The 18664-nt window shown below is 64.1% G+C and carries 16 protein-coding genes; all 16 read right to left on the bottom strand.

Going from position 1 to position 18664, the window contains the following annotated elements; genetic code table 11:
- Nucleotides 1-362: 362 nt before the first annotated feature.
- Nucleotides 363-2210, bottom strand: coding sequence for a DNA polymerase (locus AC07AZ_RS11080; RefSeq protein ID WP_478846129.1), 1848 nt, complete (start codon nucleotides 2208-2210; stop codon nucleotides 363-365).
- 79 nt (nucleotides 2211-2289) lie between these two features.
- Entirely contained in the window at nucleotides 2290-4752 is a 2463-nt protein-coding gene (locus AC07AZ_RS11085; protein WP_478846131.1) for a phage/plasmid primase, P4 family, read from the bottom strand.
- Nucleotides 4753-4896: 144 nt separating this feature from the next.
- Complete coding sequence (locus AC07AZ_RS11090; protein ID WP_478846133.1) at nucleotides 4897-5421, bottom strand: hypothetical protein; 525 nt, start codon at nucleotides 5419-5421, stop codon at nucleotides 4897-4899.
- Between the two features lie 94 nt (nucleotides 5422-5515).
- Nucleotides 5516-5686 (bottom strand): hypothetical protein, encoded by a 171-nt coding sequence (locus AC07AZ_RS11095; RefSeq protein ID WP_478846135.1) that lies wholly within the window; start codon nucleotides 5684-5686, stop codon nucleotides 5516-5518.
- Nucleotides 5683-6435 carry a recombination directionality factor gene (locus AC07AZ_RS11100; RefSeq protein ID WP_478846137.1) on the bottom strand — a complete coding sequence of 251 codons (753 nt, stop codon included), beginning with the start codon at nucleotides 6433-6435 and terminating at the stop codon, nucleotides 5683-5685. Before AC07AZ_RS11100 ends, AC07AZ_RS11095 begins: the two co-directional genes overlap by 4 nt.
- Before the next feature lie 145 nt (nucleotides 6436-6580).
- Entirely contained in the window at nucleotides 6581-7447 is an 867-nt protein-coding gene (locus tag AC07AZ_RS11105) for a hypothetical protein (RefSeq protein ID WP_478846139.1), read from the bottom strand.
- A 278-nt stretch (nucleotides 7448-7725) separates the two neighbouring features.
- A complete protein-coding gene (locus AC07AZ_RS11110) occupies nucleotides 7726-9615 on the bottom strand; it encodes a hypothetical protein (protein WP_478846141.1) in 1890 nt (629 codons plus the stop codon).
- A 211-nt stretch (nucleotides 9616-9826) separates the two neighbouring features.
- Nucleotides 9827-9970, bottom strand: coding sequence for a hypothetical protein (locus AC07AZ_RS11115; RefSeq protein ID WP_478846143.1), 144 nt, complete (start codon nucleotides 9968-9970; stop codon nucleotides 9827-9829).
- A gap of 41 nt (nucleotides 9971-10011) precedes the next feature.
- Complete coding sequence (locus AC07AZ_RS11120) at nucleotides 10012-10827, bottom strand: peptidoglycan-binding protein (protein ID WP_478846145.1); 816 nt, start codon at nucleotides 10825-10827, stop codon at nucleotides 10012-10014.
- A gap of 115 nt (nucleotides 10828-10942) precedes the next feature.
- Nucleotides 10943-12442, bottom strand: coding sequence for a hypothetical protein (locus tag AC07AZ_RS11125; protein ID WP_478846147.1), 1500 nt, complete (start codon nucleotides 12440-12442; stop codon nucleotides 10943-10945).
- Between the two features lie 8 nt (nucleotides 12443-12450).
- The gene (locus AC07AZ_RS11130) at nucleotides 12451-12735 is read right to left on the bottom strand and encodes a hypothetical protein (RefSeq protein WP_478846149.1); all 285 of its coding nucleotides are present in this window, start codon (nucleotides 12733-12735) and stop codon (nucleotides 12451-12453) included.
- Complete coding sequence (locus tag AC07AZ_RS11135) at nucleotides 12726-13349, bottom strand: hypothetical protein (RefSeq protein WP_478846151.1); 624 nt, start codon at nucleotides 13347-13349, stop codon at nucleotides 12726-12728. The genes AC07AZ_RS11130 and AC07AZ_RS11135 overlap by 10 nt, the downstream gene beginning before the upstream one ends.
- On the bottom strand, nucleotides 13333-14433 hold the full coding sequence (locus AC07AZ_RS11140; protein ID WP_478846153.1) for a hypothetical protein: 1101 nt from the start codon (nucleotides 14431-14433) through the stop codon (nucleotides 13333-13335). The genes AC07AZ_RS11135 and AC07AZ_RS11140 overlap by 17 nt, the downstream gene beginning before the upstream one ends.
- A 58-nt stretch (nucleotides 14434-14491) precedes the next feature.
- Nucleotides 14492-15484, bottom strand: coding sequence for a hypothetical protein (locus AC07AZ_RS11145; RefSeq protein WP_478846155.1), 993 nt, complete (start codon nucleotides 15482-15484; stop codon nucleotides 14492-14494).
- Nucleotides 15485-15487: 3 nt separating this feature from the next.
- Nucleotides 15488-16354, bottom strand: a complete 867-nt coding sequence (locus tag AC07AZ_RS11150) for a hypothetical protein (protein WP_478846157.1) — start codon at nucleotides 16352-16354, stop codon at nucleotides 15488-15490.
- A 48-nt stretch (nucleotides 16355-16402) separates the two neighbouring features.
- Nucleotides 16403-18592, bottom strand: a complete 2190-nt coding sequence (locus AC07AZ_RS11155) for a phage tail tape measure protein (RefSeq protein WP_478846159.1) — start codon at nucleotides 18590-18592, stop codon at nucleotides 16403-16405.
- Nucleotides 18593-18664: the final 72 nt, after the last annotated feature.

Here is an 18664-nt window from a genome sequence, read left to right on the forward strand (position 1 = left end):
GAAGGGGCCGAGAGCCGTGACTCACGAAATGGCGGGGTCACACCCGGTTTTGGGCATGGCTCCGCCACGGCATGGCGAAGTTGAGAAACGACTGACCTAGCCCCGTCCGGGGATATGCGGACGGGGCTTGATCAAGGCCGTCGTCGAATCCAGGTGCCGCCCTAGCTGGGGGCTGCACTTCGTTGCATGTTCACTGAATTCGACTGGTGAAAGCGGACATGGATGCACGCTGCGCCAATTGCGCAACACGCGCTCATACCTGGGAAGGACCGGGAACCTACGGCCGTGACCTTGCCGTGATCTCCCGTGCGGAATGCCGAACAGTGCGGCGGTAGCCCACTCAAATTGAGGGGGCTGAGGGGCTAGAAGTCGGCCCCGTACAGAGAGCCCCAGGACCGGCCCCCGATTTCCGCCTTCGCGTCGATCCGGACCCCGAAGAGATCCATGGTCATGCAGCGCTCGAATTCGCGCGCATAGTCGGCAGCCTCAGCCTTCGGGACCGACGCAACGACTTCGTCATGGATCGGGAGCTTGAGCACGTCGAGAAGACCGGCCGCTTCCATGTTCATCATGGCTTGCCCCAGCACGTCACGAGCCGTTGACTGGACGCGGTAATTTGTCACGGCGTACGCACGGTCCCGGTCGAGCGGAAGCCGACGGCCGGTCGCCGATATCGCGACCATGTTGTTGCCCCGTGCCTCACGCTGCCACCGTGCCGACGCGCGCTTGATCTCCGGGTACACCCGGTCATACGTGGCGAGAGCTGACCGCACCTCCGCCGTCGGCGCGCCGGTCTGTCTCTGGATCGTGTCGAGCCCGCCCCCGAAGATCTTTCCGAGACCGATCACTTTGCAGATCTTCCGGTGCCGCTTCGTGAACTCCGGCCCGTACACGAGCTGTGCCGTGAAGTCGTGAAGGTCGTCGCCGTTGCGGATCGCTTCCTTCATGCGCTTCACGTCGGCGAGCCCCGCGAGAACGCGCATCTCAACGGCCGTGAAGTCCGTCGACAGCATCACGTGGCCTTCGTCGGCCAGCATGGCGCGGCGAATCATGAAGTCGGATGCCGGGAGCGTCTGAAGAGCCGGACGCGTGATCGACATACGGCCGGTGCGGGCTTGAAGGGTATTGATGAACGGGTGAATGCGGCCGTTCGCGTCGACCGTCTCAAGGAACGTGTCGGCGTAGGTCGTGCACCACTTGCCCGCACGTTTCGCCCTGAGTACCGCTTCCGCGAGTGGGTTGGGTGTGCGTGCCCCGATGTGCTGCCAGTCACGGTCAAGGTCTGACAGTGCGAGAAGAACGGCCTTGTCGACCTTGAGGGCGCCGGAAGCCGTCTTCTCCGTCAGCGCTTCACCCATGGCAATGAGTGCTTCCGACACTTGCTTGCCGGAGTTGACCGACTCAACCCCGTACCGCGCTGCCTGAGCCGCGTACTTCTCTTCTTCCTCGCGGAGCCGGACCCGGAGAAGGTCTATGTACTCAGCGTCCAGCACGATTCCGGCGCGCTGCATGATTGCGCACATGCGGGCAATCTCGTGCTCGTACTGAATGAGCGCTTCCCGCACGCCGTACCGGCTCAGCTCGTCCGTGAGGAACGGGTCAAGGCGAGCCGTATAGATCACGTCGAGACCGGCGTAAAGGTTGTACGTCGGATGATCGAGCGGGATACAGGCCCACCCGGTCGCCTTCGTCAGTCCCAGGGACCGGAACACCGCCGTGAGGTCTTCCTGAGTGTCGACGGCCGTGCGGTCGACGTACCACGCCGTTGCGGGCTTGAGGGCGGTACCTATGCCCCCTTCCTGGGGCTGCCGGGGGTCGACGAGCGTGAGCTTGATCTTCGTATCGGTCGTCTTCGGCGCAAGCTCTTCCAGCGGGTAACCGGCGTGCCGGTCGATCACGAGCCAGTCGAACGACGCGTTGTGAATCAGTACCCGGCGGACCGTGCGGAGCGCGAAGAGCGCGGCTTCGACGAAGCGGCCCCCGCGTTCCCAGTGAATGACGTACGCCGTGTCCCGGTCTCCGAACTGAATCGTTCGGAGCCGGTAGCCAGTAGAGAAAATGTCGAGCCCGGTCGTCTCCGTGTCCACAGCGATCGGACCCCGGAGCGTCGCGCGCTGTACCCACGCCATGAACTCACGAAGGTCGCGGTCGTCCCGGGGAACCCGGATCTCAACAACGTCGTCGGCAACGCGGTGACGGTAGGTCTGCAATGTGCCCCCTCACGAAAAAGGGCCCAGCTCACTCAAATTGAGTGGGCTGAGCCCGTCGGGTGGTTGTCGAGTTGTTGAGCTACTGAGCGAAGATCCCGGGTCCGTCCGTCGACTGTTCCGGCTCGTCCACGTGACGAATGCCGATCAGGGCGACACCCTTGTTTGTCTTCTTCTTCGCGATCCCGCGTTCTTCCATGGCCGCGAAGAATGTGCGCCGCGTCCAACGCTCTTTCTGAGGAAGGTTCTCCGCCTCACACCAGTCGAGATAACTGTTGAAGGCGTCTCCGCCGGGCATGACATTGCCCTCAACGTGAATGAGTACGCCCGGGAAGAATCCGGCGAGAGCATCGCTCGTCTCCCGGTACTCCCGTGTCGCCGACGTGATCGTGTCCGGGTCCCTCAGTCCGTCCCGGTACCACTCGACAGCCCCACGCACGGCCCACGCCACGATCCCGGGAGTCTCCGCGAGTAGCTTCCGGTCAAGGTCGTAGTCACGCTCGTGCGGAGCGAAATACCGTGTGTACGGAATCAGCTTCACGCGTCGCCACAAGCCCTCATCCTGCCCCCGGAACTTCGGTCGGTGATTCGTGGCAAGCATGATCAGGAATGTCGGCGCGAAGGTGAAGAACTCCTGTCTCAGGAACCTTGCCGTGACCTTGTCCTTGCCCGTGACGCGCTTGAGGACGGCTTCCGACATGGCTTTGCCGGACTCGCCTTCGGACGCCATGACGAGCCGTGCGCCACGGAGAGCGGCAAGGTCGTTCGGAATGCCGCCGCTGCCCTTGTCTTCGAACGTGGCGAACGGGGTCGTCGTGGTGATCGACCCGAAGACCGTCGTCAGAACATCCGTGAAAACTGACTTGCCGTTCGCCCCCTTCCCGTGAAGAACCGCGAAGCACTGTTCCGATGTGTCACCCGTGATCCCGTAGCCGGTCAGTCGACGCATGTAGTCGACGAGATCCGGCATGCCTGGGAAGATCTCGCTGAGGAACTGTTCCCATCGGGGAGCCTTCGCTGTCGGGTCGTAGTCGACCGGCAGCGAGACCGTGAGCATGTCCTTCTTGTCGTGCTTCCGGAGTCTGCCGGACCGAAGGTCGACGACCCCGTTGCGGAAGCTCAACAGGTGCGGCTTCGCGTCGAACGCGTCCGCTTCGACGTGCACGCTCGGGACGGAGCGAAGCTCAGTCATGAGTGAGTCGATACCGGTCGTGTTCAGGAAGCCCTTCGCGGCTGCCGTCTCTCCGGCAAGGGCAAGTGCGGCACCCATCCTGTGTACTTCCTGCCGGACCTTCGTTGCGCTCTTGTCCCAGGTGCGGCCGTTCCATACGAAGAATCCGAGACCGATTGCGTACCTGATCCGGCCGTCAGTCCACGCGACGAGCGCATAGGCATTGATCGCATGCGTTTCGCCGTAGCGCTTCGTCAGCTCCCCGAGCATGCGTGCGGCTTCCATGCCCTGATCCCGGGACACGAAGTCGGCCCCGGTCCTGTCGGCGACCGCAGTACTCACAGCGTGGTTCTCGCTGTCGACGGCCGACCGGGCAGGCTGAGCGTTCTTCACGGCGCGGTGAAGCACGTCGGCGAACGACCCCGGGTCGGACACACGCCAGTCGGTGAGATCCCAACCGGCTTCGGGGATGCTCAGGGCGTACACCTCAATGCCGTGTGCGGACAGCCCCTCAACAAGCCGCGCGGTGAACCCGTTTCCGGCCGTGTCGTTGTCACCGGCCACGATCACCTGAGTGCCCCGGAGCCCTTCGGCAAGCTCCCGCACAAGCTCAGGATTGTTGACGAGCGACGCGCCCCGGACGGCAACCGTGTCGTAGCCGACAGACACGGCCGTGAGAGCGTCTCCGGGTCCTTCCGTGACCAGAGTGACGCCGTACCCGCCGGAGCCCCTGAAAACGCCGTACGGTGCCCAACGCATGCCGTCGGGGTTGCTCAGGGACAGCCACCGTCCGGGGCACCGGCCGGTAAGGTCACGGCCCTGCAAGCCCCGGGGGATTCCCCGGAAGTCGTTCAGCGGGACCGTGAGCCGGGGGAACTGACGGAAGGGGCGTGAACGGTAGTTACGCGACTTCCCCTGAGCGTCCGTGTACTCAAGCCCCGGAACACGGCCGTCGTCGACACCCAACAGCAACTCAGCGGCCGTGTCAGCGTCGAGCCCGAAGCGGTGAGCGACGTACTTGCGGGCAGCGTCGGCCCATGTCTCGCCCCAGGTCCCCAGGGCTACCGACGTAGCGTCCACGTACGACGCGAGCGCGGCCGTCTGAGCCGTGCCGACGAGTACGGGCTTCTCAGCCGTTACGGTCCGGCCTTCGCCGGTCGCGTTGAACAAGTCCTCCCAGTTGAGCCGTGCGGATTTCCGTACGTCGTTCGTCTCGCACCCGGCACGGCACGTGAAGCGAACTTTGCCGTTCTCGCCGCGCCAGATACGCAGCGACGGACGTGAGTCCGTGTGTGCCGGGCACGTCGCGAGATAGCCCCCGTCGGCGTGCTCGCGCACGTCGGTAAAACGGTCAAGCAACAGCGCGAAGTCCATGGTCGGCTTCTCCTCTCTCTCCGTCGTTCTGGCGAGAGCGCGTCGATTGCCCGGCAAAGGCCGTGAACACAGAAAGTAACTACCGCGGTAGTCTCAATGTCCGTTTATGACCCTGTTCACGGCCGCCGGCGAGGCCTCAAATTTTTACTCAGCGTCACGAGTTGCGCGGACGGTAAAGAGCACGTCGGCGAAGTTCTCGACGTCCGTCGTGAGATACCACCGGTCCGTGTCGAGCCCGCGCACGACCGGCGTGAAGCCGTACCGCTTCCGCATGTCGGCCGTCGACAGCCCCAGGACCCGGCGTACCTGAGTCCACGTGCCGACCGGGAAGTGAACGCGTCCCTGTCGCGTCCCCGCGCGTCGCATCTTGTGCACGACGACCCCGTACGGGAAGCCCGCGTGTCCCGCTTCGGTGCGTGCCTGCCGGAGCCACTTCGGCACAGCCGGTTGCGCCACGTCCTTGCACTCAAGGACGAACGGCACGGCGTGAACGTCGCCGACGTCCTTCGCCCCTTCCTGGGCCGCACGGCGGACATTGAACGGCGAGAAGATATCGACGAGCCGGAGCTTGCCGGTCGCGTCCTTCACGGCGAGCCTGAGAGCTACATTCAGGTAGTCACGAACGTCGCTCTCCCACTTCGTGCCCTTGCTCTTGTTCGGGTTGGCCACGGTCACCCCTCCTAGCCCACTCAAATTGAGGGGGCTGAACGCAACGAAGGGCCGGACAGTGCCCGCGTTGGGAACCGTCCGGCCCTGAGTCGCCCTAGTTGCTGTCGTCGCCGTCGTCGAAGCCGAACCGAACGCGGCGCTCGTGAATGACGGCCTTCGCGGCCTCTGGCGGGAACGTCCACAGCGGAGCCCGTACGGTCCCGTCCTCAGCCCCGGAAAGCGCCGACGTCCAGTCGTACGACTCCGCAGCGTCGAGCTTGCTCACTCGTCGCCGTCCGCGTCGGTAACGGCCGCAGCGAAGGGCTTGACGATCCTGATGACGGGCTTCGTGTACTCGACCGTCTGACCCTTCATCTTGCCCTTCTTTGCCACGTACGAGACGGGCTCAAGCTCGATGTACGCGAGCACCGGACCACCCTCGCCGACCGACTCAAGGGCGTTCTCGGCTTCGTGCAGAACGGCCGCGAGCGTCCACGAACCCGTGACGAACTTGAAGTTGCCAAGGGGCTCGTCGTCGGCAAGCCGGAAGGTCACAGAGATCGAAGGATTCGGCCCCATGTAGTCGCGGGCAGCCTGCTTCCGCTCCGCGAACAGTTCCGGGCACCCGCACGACTGGCCGACGAGCTTGTCATTGCTCGGGTGGCTCAGGAACTTCGTCCCGGTGCAGTGATGCACGAGCTTGCCGTTGACCCACTGCTTCATGTCCGACTCGATGCCGTCGGCTTCGATGATGACCGGAACCTTCGTCGCCGACGTGTAGACGTCGATGAAGTTCTCGTTCGCGCTCTCCTCGTTCTCGACGGGGGAGCCCCCGAACAGTTCCGCAACGGCCTTCGCAACCGTCATGTCGCCGGTCGACACGCGCCACTCGTCGAGCGGAGCCGGGTAGCTCTTGCCGGTCTTCTCGTCGTGCTCCATGTAGCCGGAGTGGAACCGGCCGACCGTGTCATCCGAGTAGTCCTCACGCGGAGCGGGCTTGTTGTCCGGGTCGGTCTTCCAAATGTCGAGCGCCATACGTCTCCCCTGTGAGCGAATTGGAACGACCGGGGAGGAAGGGTCACCGCGTCTTACCGGCTATGTCGCCGTGCGTGGACTGTTCCGGCTTCCTCCCCGGTCTCACTCCGGGGCTAGCGAGTCGATTGCCCGGCGAGCGCGCGCATCACTTCGCCCTTCGCTGCGTACCGGTGACGAGCCGGACAGCCTTCGCGATGGCACGGCCGAGAACGGACTTCGATACGGTCCGGTCCCAGTCGAAGATGTGCCGAAGGCTCAGGAAGACGGCAAACACTTCGTCGTCGATCCGAACCGGCTTGAACTCCCACCCGTCCGGCGTGATGTGCAGGACAGCGGCCCCGTCGAATTCCGGCGTCGGCTCCGGGTTGCCGTCGGGGTCGATCAGGAAGTCAGCGCGCGCGTACGCGGCCATCTGCAAGGCAACATCGGGATACGTGCCCTTGCTCGTCTTCCAGTCGACCATGAGGAGAGCGGGCACGCCCGAACGGTCCGGAGTCGGCTTGCCCTTGTCGTCGAGCCACACGCGAAGGATCGCGTCGAAGCTCCCGGCGTACCCGTGCGTGTCGCTCCACGCCACGTCTTCCGCGCGGACGAGTTCGGGGTTGACCGCTTCCAGGAACTCAGCGAAGTGCGCGCGGTACGGCCCCATGTCCGGGTGCACGTGGGCAAGGAAATCGCCCTTGCTGTCGCGAGCCGTGAAAGCCCCCGTGCGAATCATGCGCTCGAACAGATCGTGTGCCTTGCTGCCGACGTCGGCACGGTGCTTCGTGTACCGGTGAGCGGCACCGGCTACGTACTTGATCGCGCCGTCCCGGTCACGGCTTGCCATGTCGGCAAGGAAGTCGATCGAGTCAACGGCCAACTCAGCGGCCATGTTCGCCGACCAGCGCTGTAGGAACGGCTTCGGAAGCATCCCGATCACGGACGTCACGCCCGGGTGGATGATCTCGCGCCGGTCCGGGTGGACGTAGAACCGGCTCCCGCCCTTGTAGATCGTACGGACTGTGCCCACGTAGGGCCCCCTTCGATATGGGTCTTGTCAGTCCGGATCTAGCGAGTGGATTGCCGGTGACACTCAGCCCCGCCGTACGGCCCCGTGAGGGCATGGCGAAGCCCCGCCGGTACGAGGAGACCCGACGGGGCTGCAAGGGCCGGAGAAGGCCGCTCAGGGACGTGTGCGGGGTCGAGCATGACGAAGCCCCGACCCTTCCCATGTGGGGGAGTGTCGGGGCTGTCTGTTCTAGCGAGTCGCTTGCCTACTCAGCCCACTCAATTTGAGTGGGCTGAGACTCAGCCCTTCGGCTTGAGAGCGGCAATCTCCGTCGAGAGCCACCCGGACAGCTTCTCAAGCTCCGAGACGAGATCCGTCTTCTCGTCGTCGGTCAGCTTGGAACCACCCGTGAGTGCGCCCTTGAGGACTTCACGGCCCTTCGTCAGCTTCTCGAAGGTGCGCTCTTGCCGGGTCTTCTTCGGGGACTCCTTGTCGGCCTGTGCGAGCACGTCGCTAGGCAACCTTTCTTCGAGTTCCTTGACGGCTTCCTTGAGCTTGTCGGCCTTCGCCTTGGCTTCCGCCTTCGCCGCCTTGTCGGCCGACTCGTCCTCAGTGATCTCGGTGAGGGTCTCAAGTTCCTTGCGCTTCCCGACGAGCGATTTCGCCTGAGCGGCTTCACGGGCAAGCTGTGTGCGCCCCTTCTCCGGCAGGGGGATGCCAGCCGCGTCGTACAGCGCGCGAATGGCCTGAGAGGGGGTCAGCTCCGCCGGGGCCTCAGTGCCTTCTTCCTCCGCCTTCGCGATAGCGGCACGGTTCTCGCGAACGGCCTTCTCCGCGTCCGGGAAGAACATGCCGAGTGCGCTGACGTCCTTCTCGTCGAACTTCGCGACCCACTCGACGAGAATGTCATTCATGCGGTTGCCGACCGACTTCACGAGTGACTCGTGAGCGGCGAGCGTGGTCACGTCGTCGTCGGCCACGTCCTCACGTGCGACCCGGTAGACCTCACCGGAAGCGTTCTTCGTGGTCTTCCGGTCCGACTGAAGGTCTTTCAGGCCCGTGTCGGGGTTCGTGATCTTCGTACGGATCTCGAAAATCGTCCGAGCGACAGCCTCGCTCGTCGACCCCATCTTGAGACCGAACTCAACACCTTCGCGAGCCTTCGCCGCAGCGGCCTTGATGAGCGCCGGAACACCTTCGATGGCGTTGAAGTCCTCAGCGATCTCGGCACGCCGGGGAATGGCTACTTCATTGCTCGGCTTCGGGGCAGCGGCGGCCGTCTCGATGGCTGTGCGTGCCTCCTTCACGGACTTGCGTAGCGCCGCCTGCCTGCCCCTGGGGAGCTGACGAATCTTCTCGTCAGCTTCGGCGGAAAGGTCTCCCGCCTTTGTGGCCGCCCCTTCCTCCGTCGGGTCAATGGCCTTGATCTGGTCGACCTTCTCGTGAACGGCGCTCGTCAGCGCGTCAACGTCGACGTCGGCAGGCTTCGCGGCAGCGGTCTTCTTCTTCGGGGGCATGGCTTCCTTCTCTCCGTCGGTGCCCTCAACGGGCGTGATCACTTTACGGGTAACGATGACGTCGAGCCCCGGCACGGCAACCGGCTCTTCGGTCACGGTGACGTGGCCGGTCGGCACGACCTTCGAGCAAGCGGCGCACAGCTCAAGTTCCGGCTTCTGATCCATGGCCGGACCCCAGGAACGAACCGGGGTCTTGAAGCGCGTCGGGCAGTAGGTCACGTTCCGGCCGTCTTCGTCAAGCTCCGGCTTGAGTGCGTGGATCGTTCCGTTGCTACCGGTCGCGCTGCCAACGCGAATGTCTCCGCGAACATCCTTGAGCTTGAGCTTCCCGGTCATGGTCCGGCCCCCATCAGTCGTCATCGTCTCAGTCTCAACCGGCTCGTCGGCCTTCTCCACCTCAGCCTGAGCGGCCATGGCCTCAAGTGCAGCGAGCGCGGCCTTCTCGCACGTCTTGCACAGCTTGCGTCCACCGGCTGTACGAGCGGCCTCAAGCGCGTCGGCAAGGGACTCGAACGAAGGGCCGTCCGCGAAGCGGTACCGGGTCAGCGAGCCGCACGCGTTCTCGGCGTAGTAAGAGACGTGGCCGCCCATGTCGTTGCCGCCGCCGGTCGTGCGGATCTCAAGGCCGTCAATGTGGTTCGTGGTCCGGTTGTACTTGACCGTGAAGCTCATCTTCGGCCGCCCCTTCGTCGTTGTCGTTGTTGCGTCGCCGACACTAGCGTTACGCGAAAGTGCGTGTCCATCAGATCCCTCAAATTGAGTGGGCTGACTTCACTCGAACGCATGAAAGCCCCCCACCGGCGACGTGCCAGTGAGGGGCTTTGAGCTGTGCTGTTTCAGTGTTTCGGGGGTCGCGAGCGAGTCGGTAACCCTGTTCAGATTGTTACGCGCCGAACAGTGCCTGTACGACGTCCATGACGAGTGTGGTCGGGAGGTCTGCCACGTACTGAGCGACGAGCGCGACGACGGCAGCCGCTACGGCGACCACGCGCACACGGTGCTTCTTGAGGAAGTCGACGACCTTCATGCGGTCCGTCCTTTCGTTGGATTGAGTGACTGCCGGACGGCTCAGACGTTCGGGACCTTGAGCGCGTCCCACGTGGCCTTACCGGGGATGCCGTCCGCGTCCGTGCCAGTGAAGCCCCGCTTGCGCTGCCACTTCGCATACGAAGCCTTGTCGGCGTCCGTCCACTGAGGACCGGGGCCCGTCTTGTACGCGGAGCAACCGACCGCGACAAGCCGCTTGCCCATGGCCGTAACGATCGGGCTCTTCGGCTCCCGCTTGAAGAACGCGACACCCGGAAAGGGTTCGTACGTCTTCACGGTCGTCGGGCCGGTCGGCACGGCTCCGGCCTTGCCGGTCGACACGTGCTTGTAACCGAACTTCTCCGCGTCCGGGTCAGCGCTCACGGAGCCCCCGACGTAAGCCGGGTAGCCATACCCGTACGTGTACGCGTCTCGACGCTGCCGCGTCTTGCGATAGACCCCGTCACCTTCGGCCGAACCGTTCACGTTCGTGTTGCCTTCGACGGTCGTGATCGTGTCGGCGTCGAAAGCGACGACGAGCCCCGTGTGAGAGCCCCCTCCGGAGCCGAAGAAGACCTGAGCGCCGACCGCCGGATACTCCGAGAAGCGACCGGCCGTCCGGAACCATGTGACACCCGCAGCACATGAAGCGGTACGCGGGAACAGTTCCGTGACACCGGCCTTGAGCGCGACCCAAGAAACGAACGTCGCGCACCACGCTTGCCAGTCGGCCCACTCAAGCCCCGGCACGGCCGGAGCGTACTTCGTCTTGTTGTTCCAGTGGCCGTTGGAATACCCCTCGTGATACCCGACTTCCGCCGTGGCTATCGATGCGACCTTGTCCACGATCTCAGTCATGCACTCCCCTTTTTGGGCATGGGAAAGCCCCGCCCGATATGCCGGACGGGGCTCGTTCTATTCGGTGTCTAGCGAGTCGCTTGCCTGCCTACTCAGACCACTCAAATTGAGTGGTCTAGGCGAGAGCCATAATCGGAATGTCATGGTCGGCAAGAGCGGCCGTATTCGTCTGGCTCACGGTCGTCGGCAACGTCGTCTGAGTGGCGAGATACCACGCACGGGCGAACGGGCTCGTCGTCATGAAGAAGTTGACGGTCGCAATCGGGGCTTCGTTCTGCACGTGATAGAACGCGAAATCTGCCGTGCCGCCGGTCGTCATGAGCCACGCAACCCAGTAGCGACCCGGGGTCAGCGTGGTCAACGCGATCGTGATCGGTACCGCGCCGATATGATTCGTTGCCATGCCGGTCAGTGCGCCGGTCTCCTGTCCGGCCATGGTGAGGGCGACATTGCTTGACACGACGACCCGGGTTCCGTCTTCCCGGTAGATACCGGCCATGTACCGGTTGGTCGTCACGCCGCCATAGCCGCGCGCGAACATGACGACGGAGCTGACCGTTGTGGACTCAGTGATATTGAAGCCGGTCAGATAGAGACGCTGCGGAGTCAGGTACTTCGCCGCCGGGTTGGCGACCCCGCCCGGATCAAACGACCACGCCTGAAAGCCGAGAGCCTGCGGAGTCCAAGAGTTCTTAGGCAGCACCGTCGGAACCTGAGCGATCGGAAGCCGGGTTGTGCTGTCGAGCGTGGCAACTCCGCTCGCGGCTCCGCGCGTTGAGACGGCAACGTAGGTCGATGACAGCGAAGGGAGTTGGGCGACCGGAACGAGCGACGAAGCGTCCAGCGACGCAACGCCGTTCGCTGCACCTCTCACACTCGCTGCGAGCGCGCTTACGTCGGCAGCCGTGAGTACTACCGCGCCGGTCTTCGCGTTGACGCTCGTAACCGCGTTGCTCGTCGCCGGGAGCTGTGCCGACGGAACCTTGCCGTCGGACCCCAGAGACGCAACGCCGCTCGCAACGCCCTTGTCGCCAGCGGGGACAGCCCCCACGTTCGCGGCTGTCAGCGTGACAGCGGCAGCCGACTGACCGTTGACCGACTGCACCACGCCCGGAACCCCGGCGGCACCTGTTGCCCCCGTTGCGCCCGTGTCGCCCTTCGCGCCTGCCGCGCCCGTGTCGCCCTTCGCTCCGGTGTCGCCCTTCTCGCCCTGGGGTCCGGGAACGGGAACGTACGTCGGCGTAGTCGGGTCGGCCGGAGCAACGTCAGCAAGGTCGATCTCTCCGCCGGGAGTGTCGGCCGGAAGGAGAAGCGCGTACGTCCGCGCGCCGGTCACGCCGGTCAGATTCTCCTTCACCGTGTACGACCAGTCCGACGGGTTCATGTCGGGGTTGTCCGTCGCCGGAAGGACGACTTCGAAGGCGCCGTACTCGTCGAGCCGCGCGACCACCGGTCCGGCAACGAAGAGATCCGCTTCCGGGAAGGTGAGAAGCCCCGGACCCGTGAAGGTCACGGTTCCCTGCAAGCCGCGTCCGTCCGGCCCCCGGTACTGCCCCTTCACCTTCACCGTGCGAATGCTCGACGGCAGCGGGTAACTCTCCGTCGGCGTGCTCATTGGGCCCCCTAATTGCCGAGCATCAGGTCAATGTGTTCGCGAAGGTCCCGGTTCTCAGCGCGGAGTTCCCTCACTTCCTCACGGAGTGCACTGTTCTCTTCACGCAAGAGCCGGACTTCATCAATGAGCCGGGAAACGTCGTCGGCAAGCCGTGCGGCCTTCGCTGTCTGTGCTTCGGCTTCCTCGCGCCACGCGGCCTTAGCGCCGGTCTTGATCTGCCGGAAGACGAGCATGAGAAAGAGCGCGGCTCCGCCGACGATCTCGGCACCCCCGGCAAGGTCGCTCAGCCCCATTCCACCGGCCCCCCGTCCGTCGGCGTGAGCACACCGGCAATACGCGGGTTGCCGTCGTCGGCTTCCTCAAGGTACGTACCGTCCGGCACACCGACGATGAACGTCGGGCTCCCCATCCCGACCGTGAGTGACTCGCCGTTGTAGGTCACGCGCTTGTTCACGTGATACTCGATCGCGAAGCCCTTCCAGTTCTGTCCGTCGTCGAAGCCGATCGGCTGAGGGTGCCGCCACGCGTAAGTGATCGACCGTGTGAGGCCGTTGTTGTCGTTGGCCTTCGTGATCGTGAGTTCCGCCGTCTTGCCGTTCGTGACCATGTCGCGAATCCACAGCGTCACGGATACGTCGAGAGCCGCACTCGCACCCCACGGAATGCTGAACGGAACGGAGACGAGAAGCACCGGCTGATTCAGCCCGGTCGAATTGATCGCGCCGAGAGCGTGTGTGTATTCGGCCCCCTCGGTGCCCTCAAGCGAAGGACTCTGGAAGTTTCCGAACGGAAGCCGCTCGTTCACGCTGCCGAGTTTCGGCTTCCGCTCAAGGGCATTGAGCCGACGCTTCACTTCGGTCAGCTCCGCAATGAGCGACGGGGGGAGTGCGTTAGCTTGAATCGCCATTTTCGAACACGTCCTTACTGGCAAGGGAAAGGGCGACGGTCTCGGTTCCGTTCGCGTCTACGTCCACGCGGCGTTCCGTCAACACGAAGTCGTCGAGCAAGCGCACATAGCCCGAGTCGATTTGGACGCTGCCGTACGAGCCGGGCAGAAACACCGACGGATCGAAAACACCCGGGTACAGGGTCAGCGTGGGAATGGCGATAGGCGACCGGCCGACAGCGGCAATCGCGTTGGCCTTCGGGATGAGATCCCCTGTCGCTTTCAAGTCGGCGTAGGTCGCGACCTGAACGAGCGTCGGCGTGCCGAGCACATTCGACTTCCAGGCGTACGGCTTCACGCCCGTGCCCATGTCGGCACCGAAGGCGAACGACTTACTTGCGAGTCTGCTGCCGTCGTACGTGACCCGGGTGACGTTGCACGAGACACGGTGCGTCAGCGCCGGAAAGGCGGACGACAACCGGGGAGCCATGATGAACCGGTTTCCGATGTGGGACGCGTCGCGCCAGTAGGTCTCATAGCGGAAGTCGAAACCCCCGTCTTCGTCGGCAAGCTCGTTGATTGCCTCAGCCGTGTTCTTGAATTCGGAGAAGCCCCACGTGCGCGAGCGGATACGGCCGGTCGTGTTGAGCCGTGACGTGTCGGTGCCAATGCCCCCGTCGTCGTTCGCGCGCTCAAGCCAGTCGCGCAACAGAAGGGCCTGATCCTTCTTCCCCGCGTAACCCAGCCATCTGCCGAGAAGCCGACCGTCACCCCCGTCGGACAGCCGGAAGAAGCCGCCCAGGTAGCACGCCGAGTAGTACGAGTGCCACCCGGACGCATTCAGTGTCAGCGTCCCGGCGTCAAGGTCCGCGTCGACCGTCCACAGCATCCCGCCCCATTCGGGCAACCCGTTCCGCAGTACCGCAAGTGCGCTTGCGCCGGGGCTGAGCGTGTCCGGGTCGGCAGCCTTCAACGGGATACCGACCGTCGCCGTACCCGCCCCGTTCAATGTCTCGCCGTAACTGATTCCCGTCACCGGCAAGACGTTGAGCACCTCGCCGGATTCGGCCACTATCTGAGCGACTTCATATCGAGCGTTCGGCATGTCACCCCCTCTTTTTCTAGCGAGTGGCTTGCCTCCCAGTCCCCTCAAATTGAGTGGTCTAAGACGCTGTATTGAAGGGGCCCTTGCTCATCTGGACATTGCAGTACAGGGCCGATAGCGCGCCGACTGCCGCCATTTCGAGCGCACCCGTGGACATGAGGGCAATGCGCGCGTCTGCGCCGGTCGCTGAGAAGAAGGTCTGAGCGCTCGATGCGTAGGTTGTCACCGACGGGCGAGTGATGGTCGTCGGGGTCGTGCCGATGACGACGAGCTGTCCCGGAGCCTTCGCCGGAGAGAAATCGACGCGGCCGGACAGTTCCCACATGGTCGACGACTCGCGGACGTACAGCGTGCCGGAAACGGTCACGTTGGTCGCGTCCGAAGTCTGGTAGTTCTGCAAGGTCACGGCTCGCCACGGACCCGGGTCCGACGTGAACCACGTCGAGCCCGCAGTACGCATCCAACGCTGATTTGTTCCCAGGTCGACCACTGTCGCGCCGACACGGACGGCCGACGCCGACGGAAGCTGTCCGGCCCAATCGATCCCCACCGTGCCCGGGGCCGACATGATGCCCTGATCGCGGTACTGGCCCGTGTAGCGCGTGACAGCCAGCGTGAAGGTAGTCGTCGCCTTCGGAACGTCCACCCATCCCAGGGCAACGGCGTTGCTGGGGCGTGCCGGAGCAACCGGGGTCGCCGCCGGAGTGCCCGCGATGATCTCGACCGCGACACCGTTCGTGCCGTCGACTGCCGACGTGGTGACACGGGCAACGATCAGGTCACGCCGGGGGTTGTCGTTGCTTGCCGTCGGCACGGCCACGGTCGCGCCCGGGGACCATGCCCAAACGGCGCTGCCGGACGCGAGACCGACGAGCGCGTTGCCGGAACCGACCGTCACCGTACGAGCCGTCTGGTCACTGCTCATCAGGAACTCAGACGCTCCCGCGAACAAATGAGTGAAGCCCATTCGGGGCATGTTCAGGCTGTTGAAGTTGGCAAGGTCGCTTCCCCCGTACGACACACCGTCCTGAAACCAAACGAAGCCCGCCATATCTCAGACCCACCTATCTACCCAGGACAGCACTGCCCGCGCTGCCGTGTACTCGTCTCGGCTCGTGAGCCTCAGTCGGTGCGTGCCGGGTCCGTACTCCGGCCACACGGAGCCGTCATGGACGAGCCCCGTAATGTCGTTGCCGTTCCATGCGGTGACGATCTCGTTGGCGCTGTCGACCACGAAGTTGCCGTTGAAGTCGACCGCGAAGCGCTGCCCCGTCGTGTCGTCCCAGAGAACCGGGCTAGCTCCGCCGGTCACGGCGACGGTCGGACGTGCCGGAATGGAGCCCCACTCAGTGACCCATGTGACCGGGTCCGCCGGGGGAGTCCCGGCATCCGTGACCGTGAACGGAACGGTCGTCGGCACGACCATGCCCGACGGCACCTGATCGCGCTTGAGGTACCTCACGACAGCCTCACGGGCAGCGTCGCCGTACATGTACGGGCTCGTCGCGTACAGCTCGACCACGACGTTGCACACGCCGTAGGCAAAGTTCAGGTCGAGCGGAGCCGACCGCTTCCTAGGCCGTGCCATGAGGTACGCCGTTTGGTCGGCCGCAACCCCGGGGAACCGGAACGTGAAAGCCGCTTCCGGGTTCCCGGGGATAAAGGCAGCCTGTACCGCATTGAGAGCCTCAGTGAACTCTGACCGCGTGGAACCGTAAACCTCAAGCGTGAGAGTCACGGTGCGGCCGTTCATGTAGTCGTCCCCGGCAAACAGGCCGTGACGCTGCACAAGGGTGAGATCCGAAGAGCGGACTTCCGGCAGCGACAACAGCCCGTCGACCTGAACGATTGATATGGCGGAGTCGGGTTCCCCCATGACGAGCCCGTTGTACGAACACGTCCAGTCTTCCAACTCCGCCATACCGGCCCCTCCCTGAGCGTCCAGCCCACTCAAATTGAGGGGGCTGAGTTATGCGGGTGACGTACGAAGGGCCCACGCCACCTCGCGCCCGATCGTGAACGGGTCGGCGTTCGTCTGCACGTTGACGACGACCCCAGTTCCCGACGTGCCCGCGTGATTGGGAATGACGGTCGAGCCGTCCGGGAGGTTCACCCACTCCGGCCCACGCTCACCGACGCGAGTGAGACCACGGGCCGGACCGCCCATGGCGCGAATCTTCGGAATCGGATTCGATGGCAGGGAGATCGATAGCTTGCCCCAACCCAACCTGTCGGGAATTGCCCAGTTGAGAAGGTCGATCACGCCATTGATTGCACCCTTCGCGGCACGGGTCACGGTCGACGCGAGCGAGGAAGCGAAGCCCCCCAGCTTGCCGAGACCGTTCTTGATTCCGTCGATCACGCTTCCGCCGATCGACTTGCCCGCGTTCACGAGCGACGACAGGGCAGATCGGAGCCGTGAGGGGAGCCCCGTCACGAACCCAACAACCGCGTCGATTCCCGCCTTCGCCTTATCCCGAACCCACTTGAAAGCGTTCGTCGTGGCCGTGACGATCGTGTCCCAATGCTTGATCAGGAGTCCCGGACCCGTGAAGTTCAGGAAGAGATCCTTGAGCCATCCGAAGATTTTCTTGACCCAATCCCAAACCCATTGAAAGGCTTCGAGCGTGTACTTCTTAACCGTGTCCCAGTTCTGCCAGATGACCAGCGCGAGAGCCACGACAGCGGCAATCACAAGGGCGATCGGCCAGATAGCGACAAGCCAGGCAGCGGCCATGACACCCGCCTGAATGAGTGCCTGAGCACCCATGAGGACCCATGAACCCACGATCACGGCAGCGGAGACGACGGCACGGGCAGCGGCAGCGATCCAACCCCCGACGGTCGACCACGACGCGGCAACCTGAGTCGCTGCCGACGTGACCGAAGCGGCTGCCGTAGTGACCCACCCGGTAACCACCTGAGCGCCGGTAATGACTTGCTGCACACCCCATGCGATCAAGGCCGGGAGGATCAGGGCCGTGATCACGCCCGCGATGATCCCGAACGTCGTGCTGTGCTGAGCAATGAAACCGGCGGTCACTGTGATCGCGTCGCCGACACCCGAGAGCTTGTCGGCAAGGGCTTCGACCGCAGGAACGACGGCCGTTCCGAGGAAGTCGACGACACCCTGTTGCAGCGAGCGAGTGAAGACCTTGACCTTGTTCGCCGCGTTGTCGTGCATGGTGTCGCCTGCCTTCTTGGCGGCACCGTCGACCTTGCCGAGAGCATCCGTGGCCTTGTCCACGTTCAGCGAGAAGAGCGCGGCCCCCAGGTCTTCACCCGGACCACCGAAGAGCGTCTTGACCGCGTTCGCCTTCGCGGCTCCGGCAGGCATCTCGCGGAGCTTCGCGAGCACCGACCCGAGAGCATCCGAAGCGGCCTTGCCCCCGGCGTTCACGTCCTTCGTGACCTGACTGCCGTTCAGGCCAATCGAAGCGAAGGCCTGATTGATCGCGGTACCACCCTGCCCGGCGACCAGACTGAATTCCTTGAGTGCGTCGGCGACCTGATCGGCATCACGCGCGCCACCCTGCAAGCCCTGAGAAATCAGGCCCATTGCGGTCTTGCCGTCGAGCCCCAGGGTTCGAAATGAAGTGCCGTACTCGTTGAACGTGTCCAACAGGTCTTCGGCTTTATTCGCGCCGTTCTGAGTACCGGCAACGAGAATGTCGAATGCCTCAGTGGCATTCTTCGCCATGCCGGTTTTCAACATCTGACCGACGGCATTAGCGGTTGGGCCGACTTCGTCACCCAGGACCGTGGACACGTCCATTGCCTGTTTCGAAATGTTCGCCATTTCGTCGGCAGTGGCACCGGCCGGAACAAGCCCCTGTTGCCAAAGGTTCTTGAGCGCTTCGTTCGCGTCGGCGACGGACTCGCCGTAACCGTCCGCGTAGACCTCACCGGCAGCCTTGCCCAGCTTCTGAGCTTCCGCCGGGGACGCACCCAACTGTGCCGCGAGAAGGTCTGTGTCGGCTTCCTGGCTCAGTGCTTCCATGAGCCCCGCACCGATGCCGACAGCGATTGCACCACCGGCCGCGAGAGCAAGCGTCTTCGCCTGGTCACCGAACGCGGCTATGTCGTCGCCCGCGTCGGCAAGGGTGTCCGCGAGTTGGTCAGCGTCCCCGAGAAGCGTGATCCGAATCGGGTCGGCCACGATGCACCCCCTATGCAGTTGTTACGCTCAGTGGCGACCGCGGGGCCGCCTATGTCCGTTTCTGTACGAGTT

This window comes from Streptomyces sp. NPDC043878 (assembly GCF_056435735.1).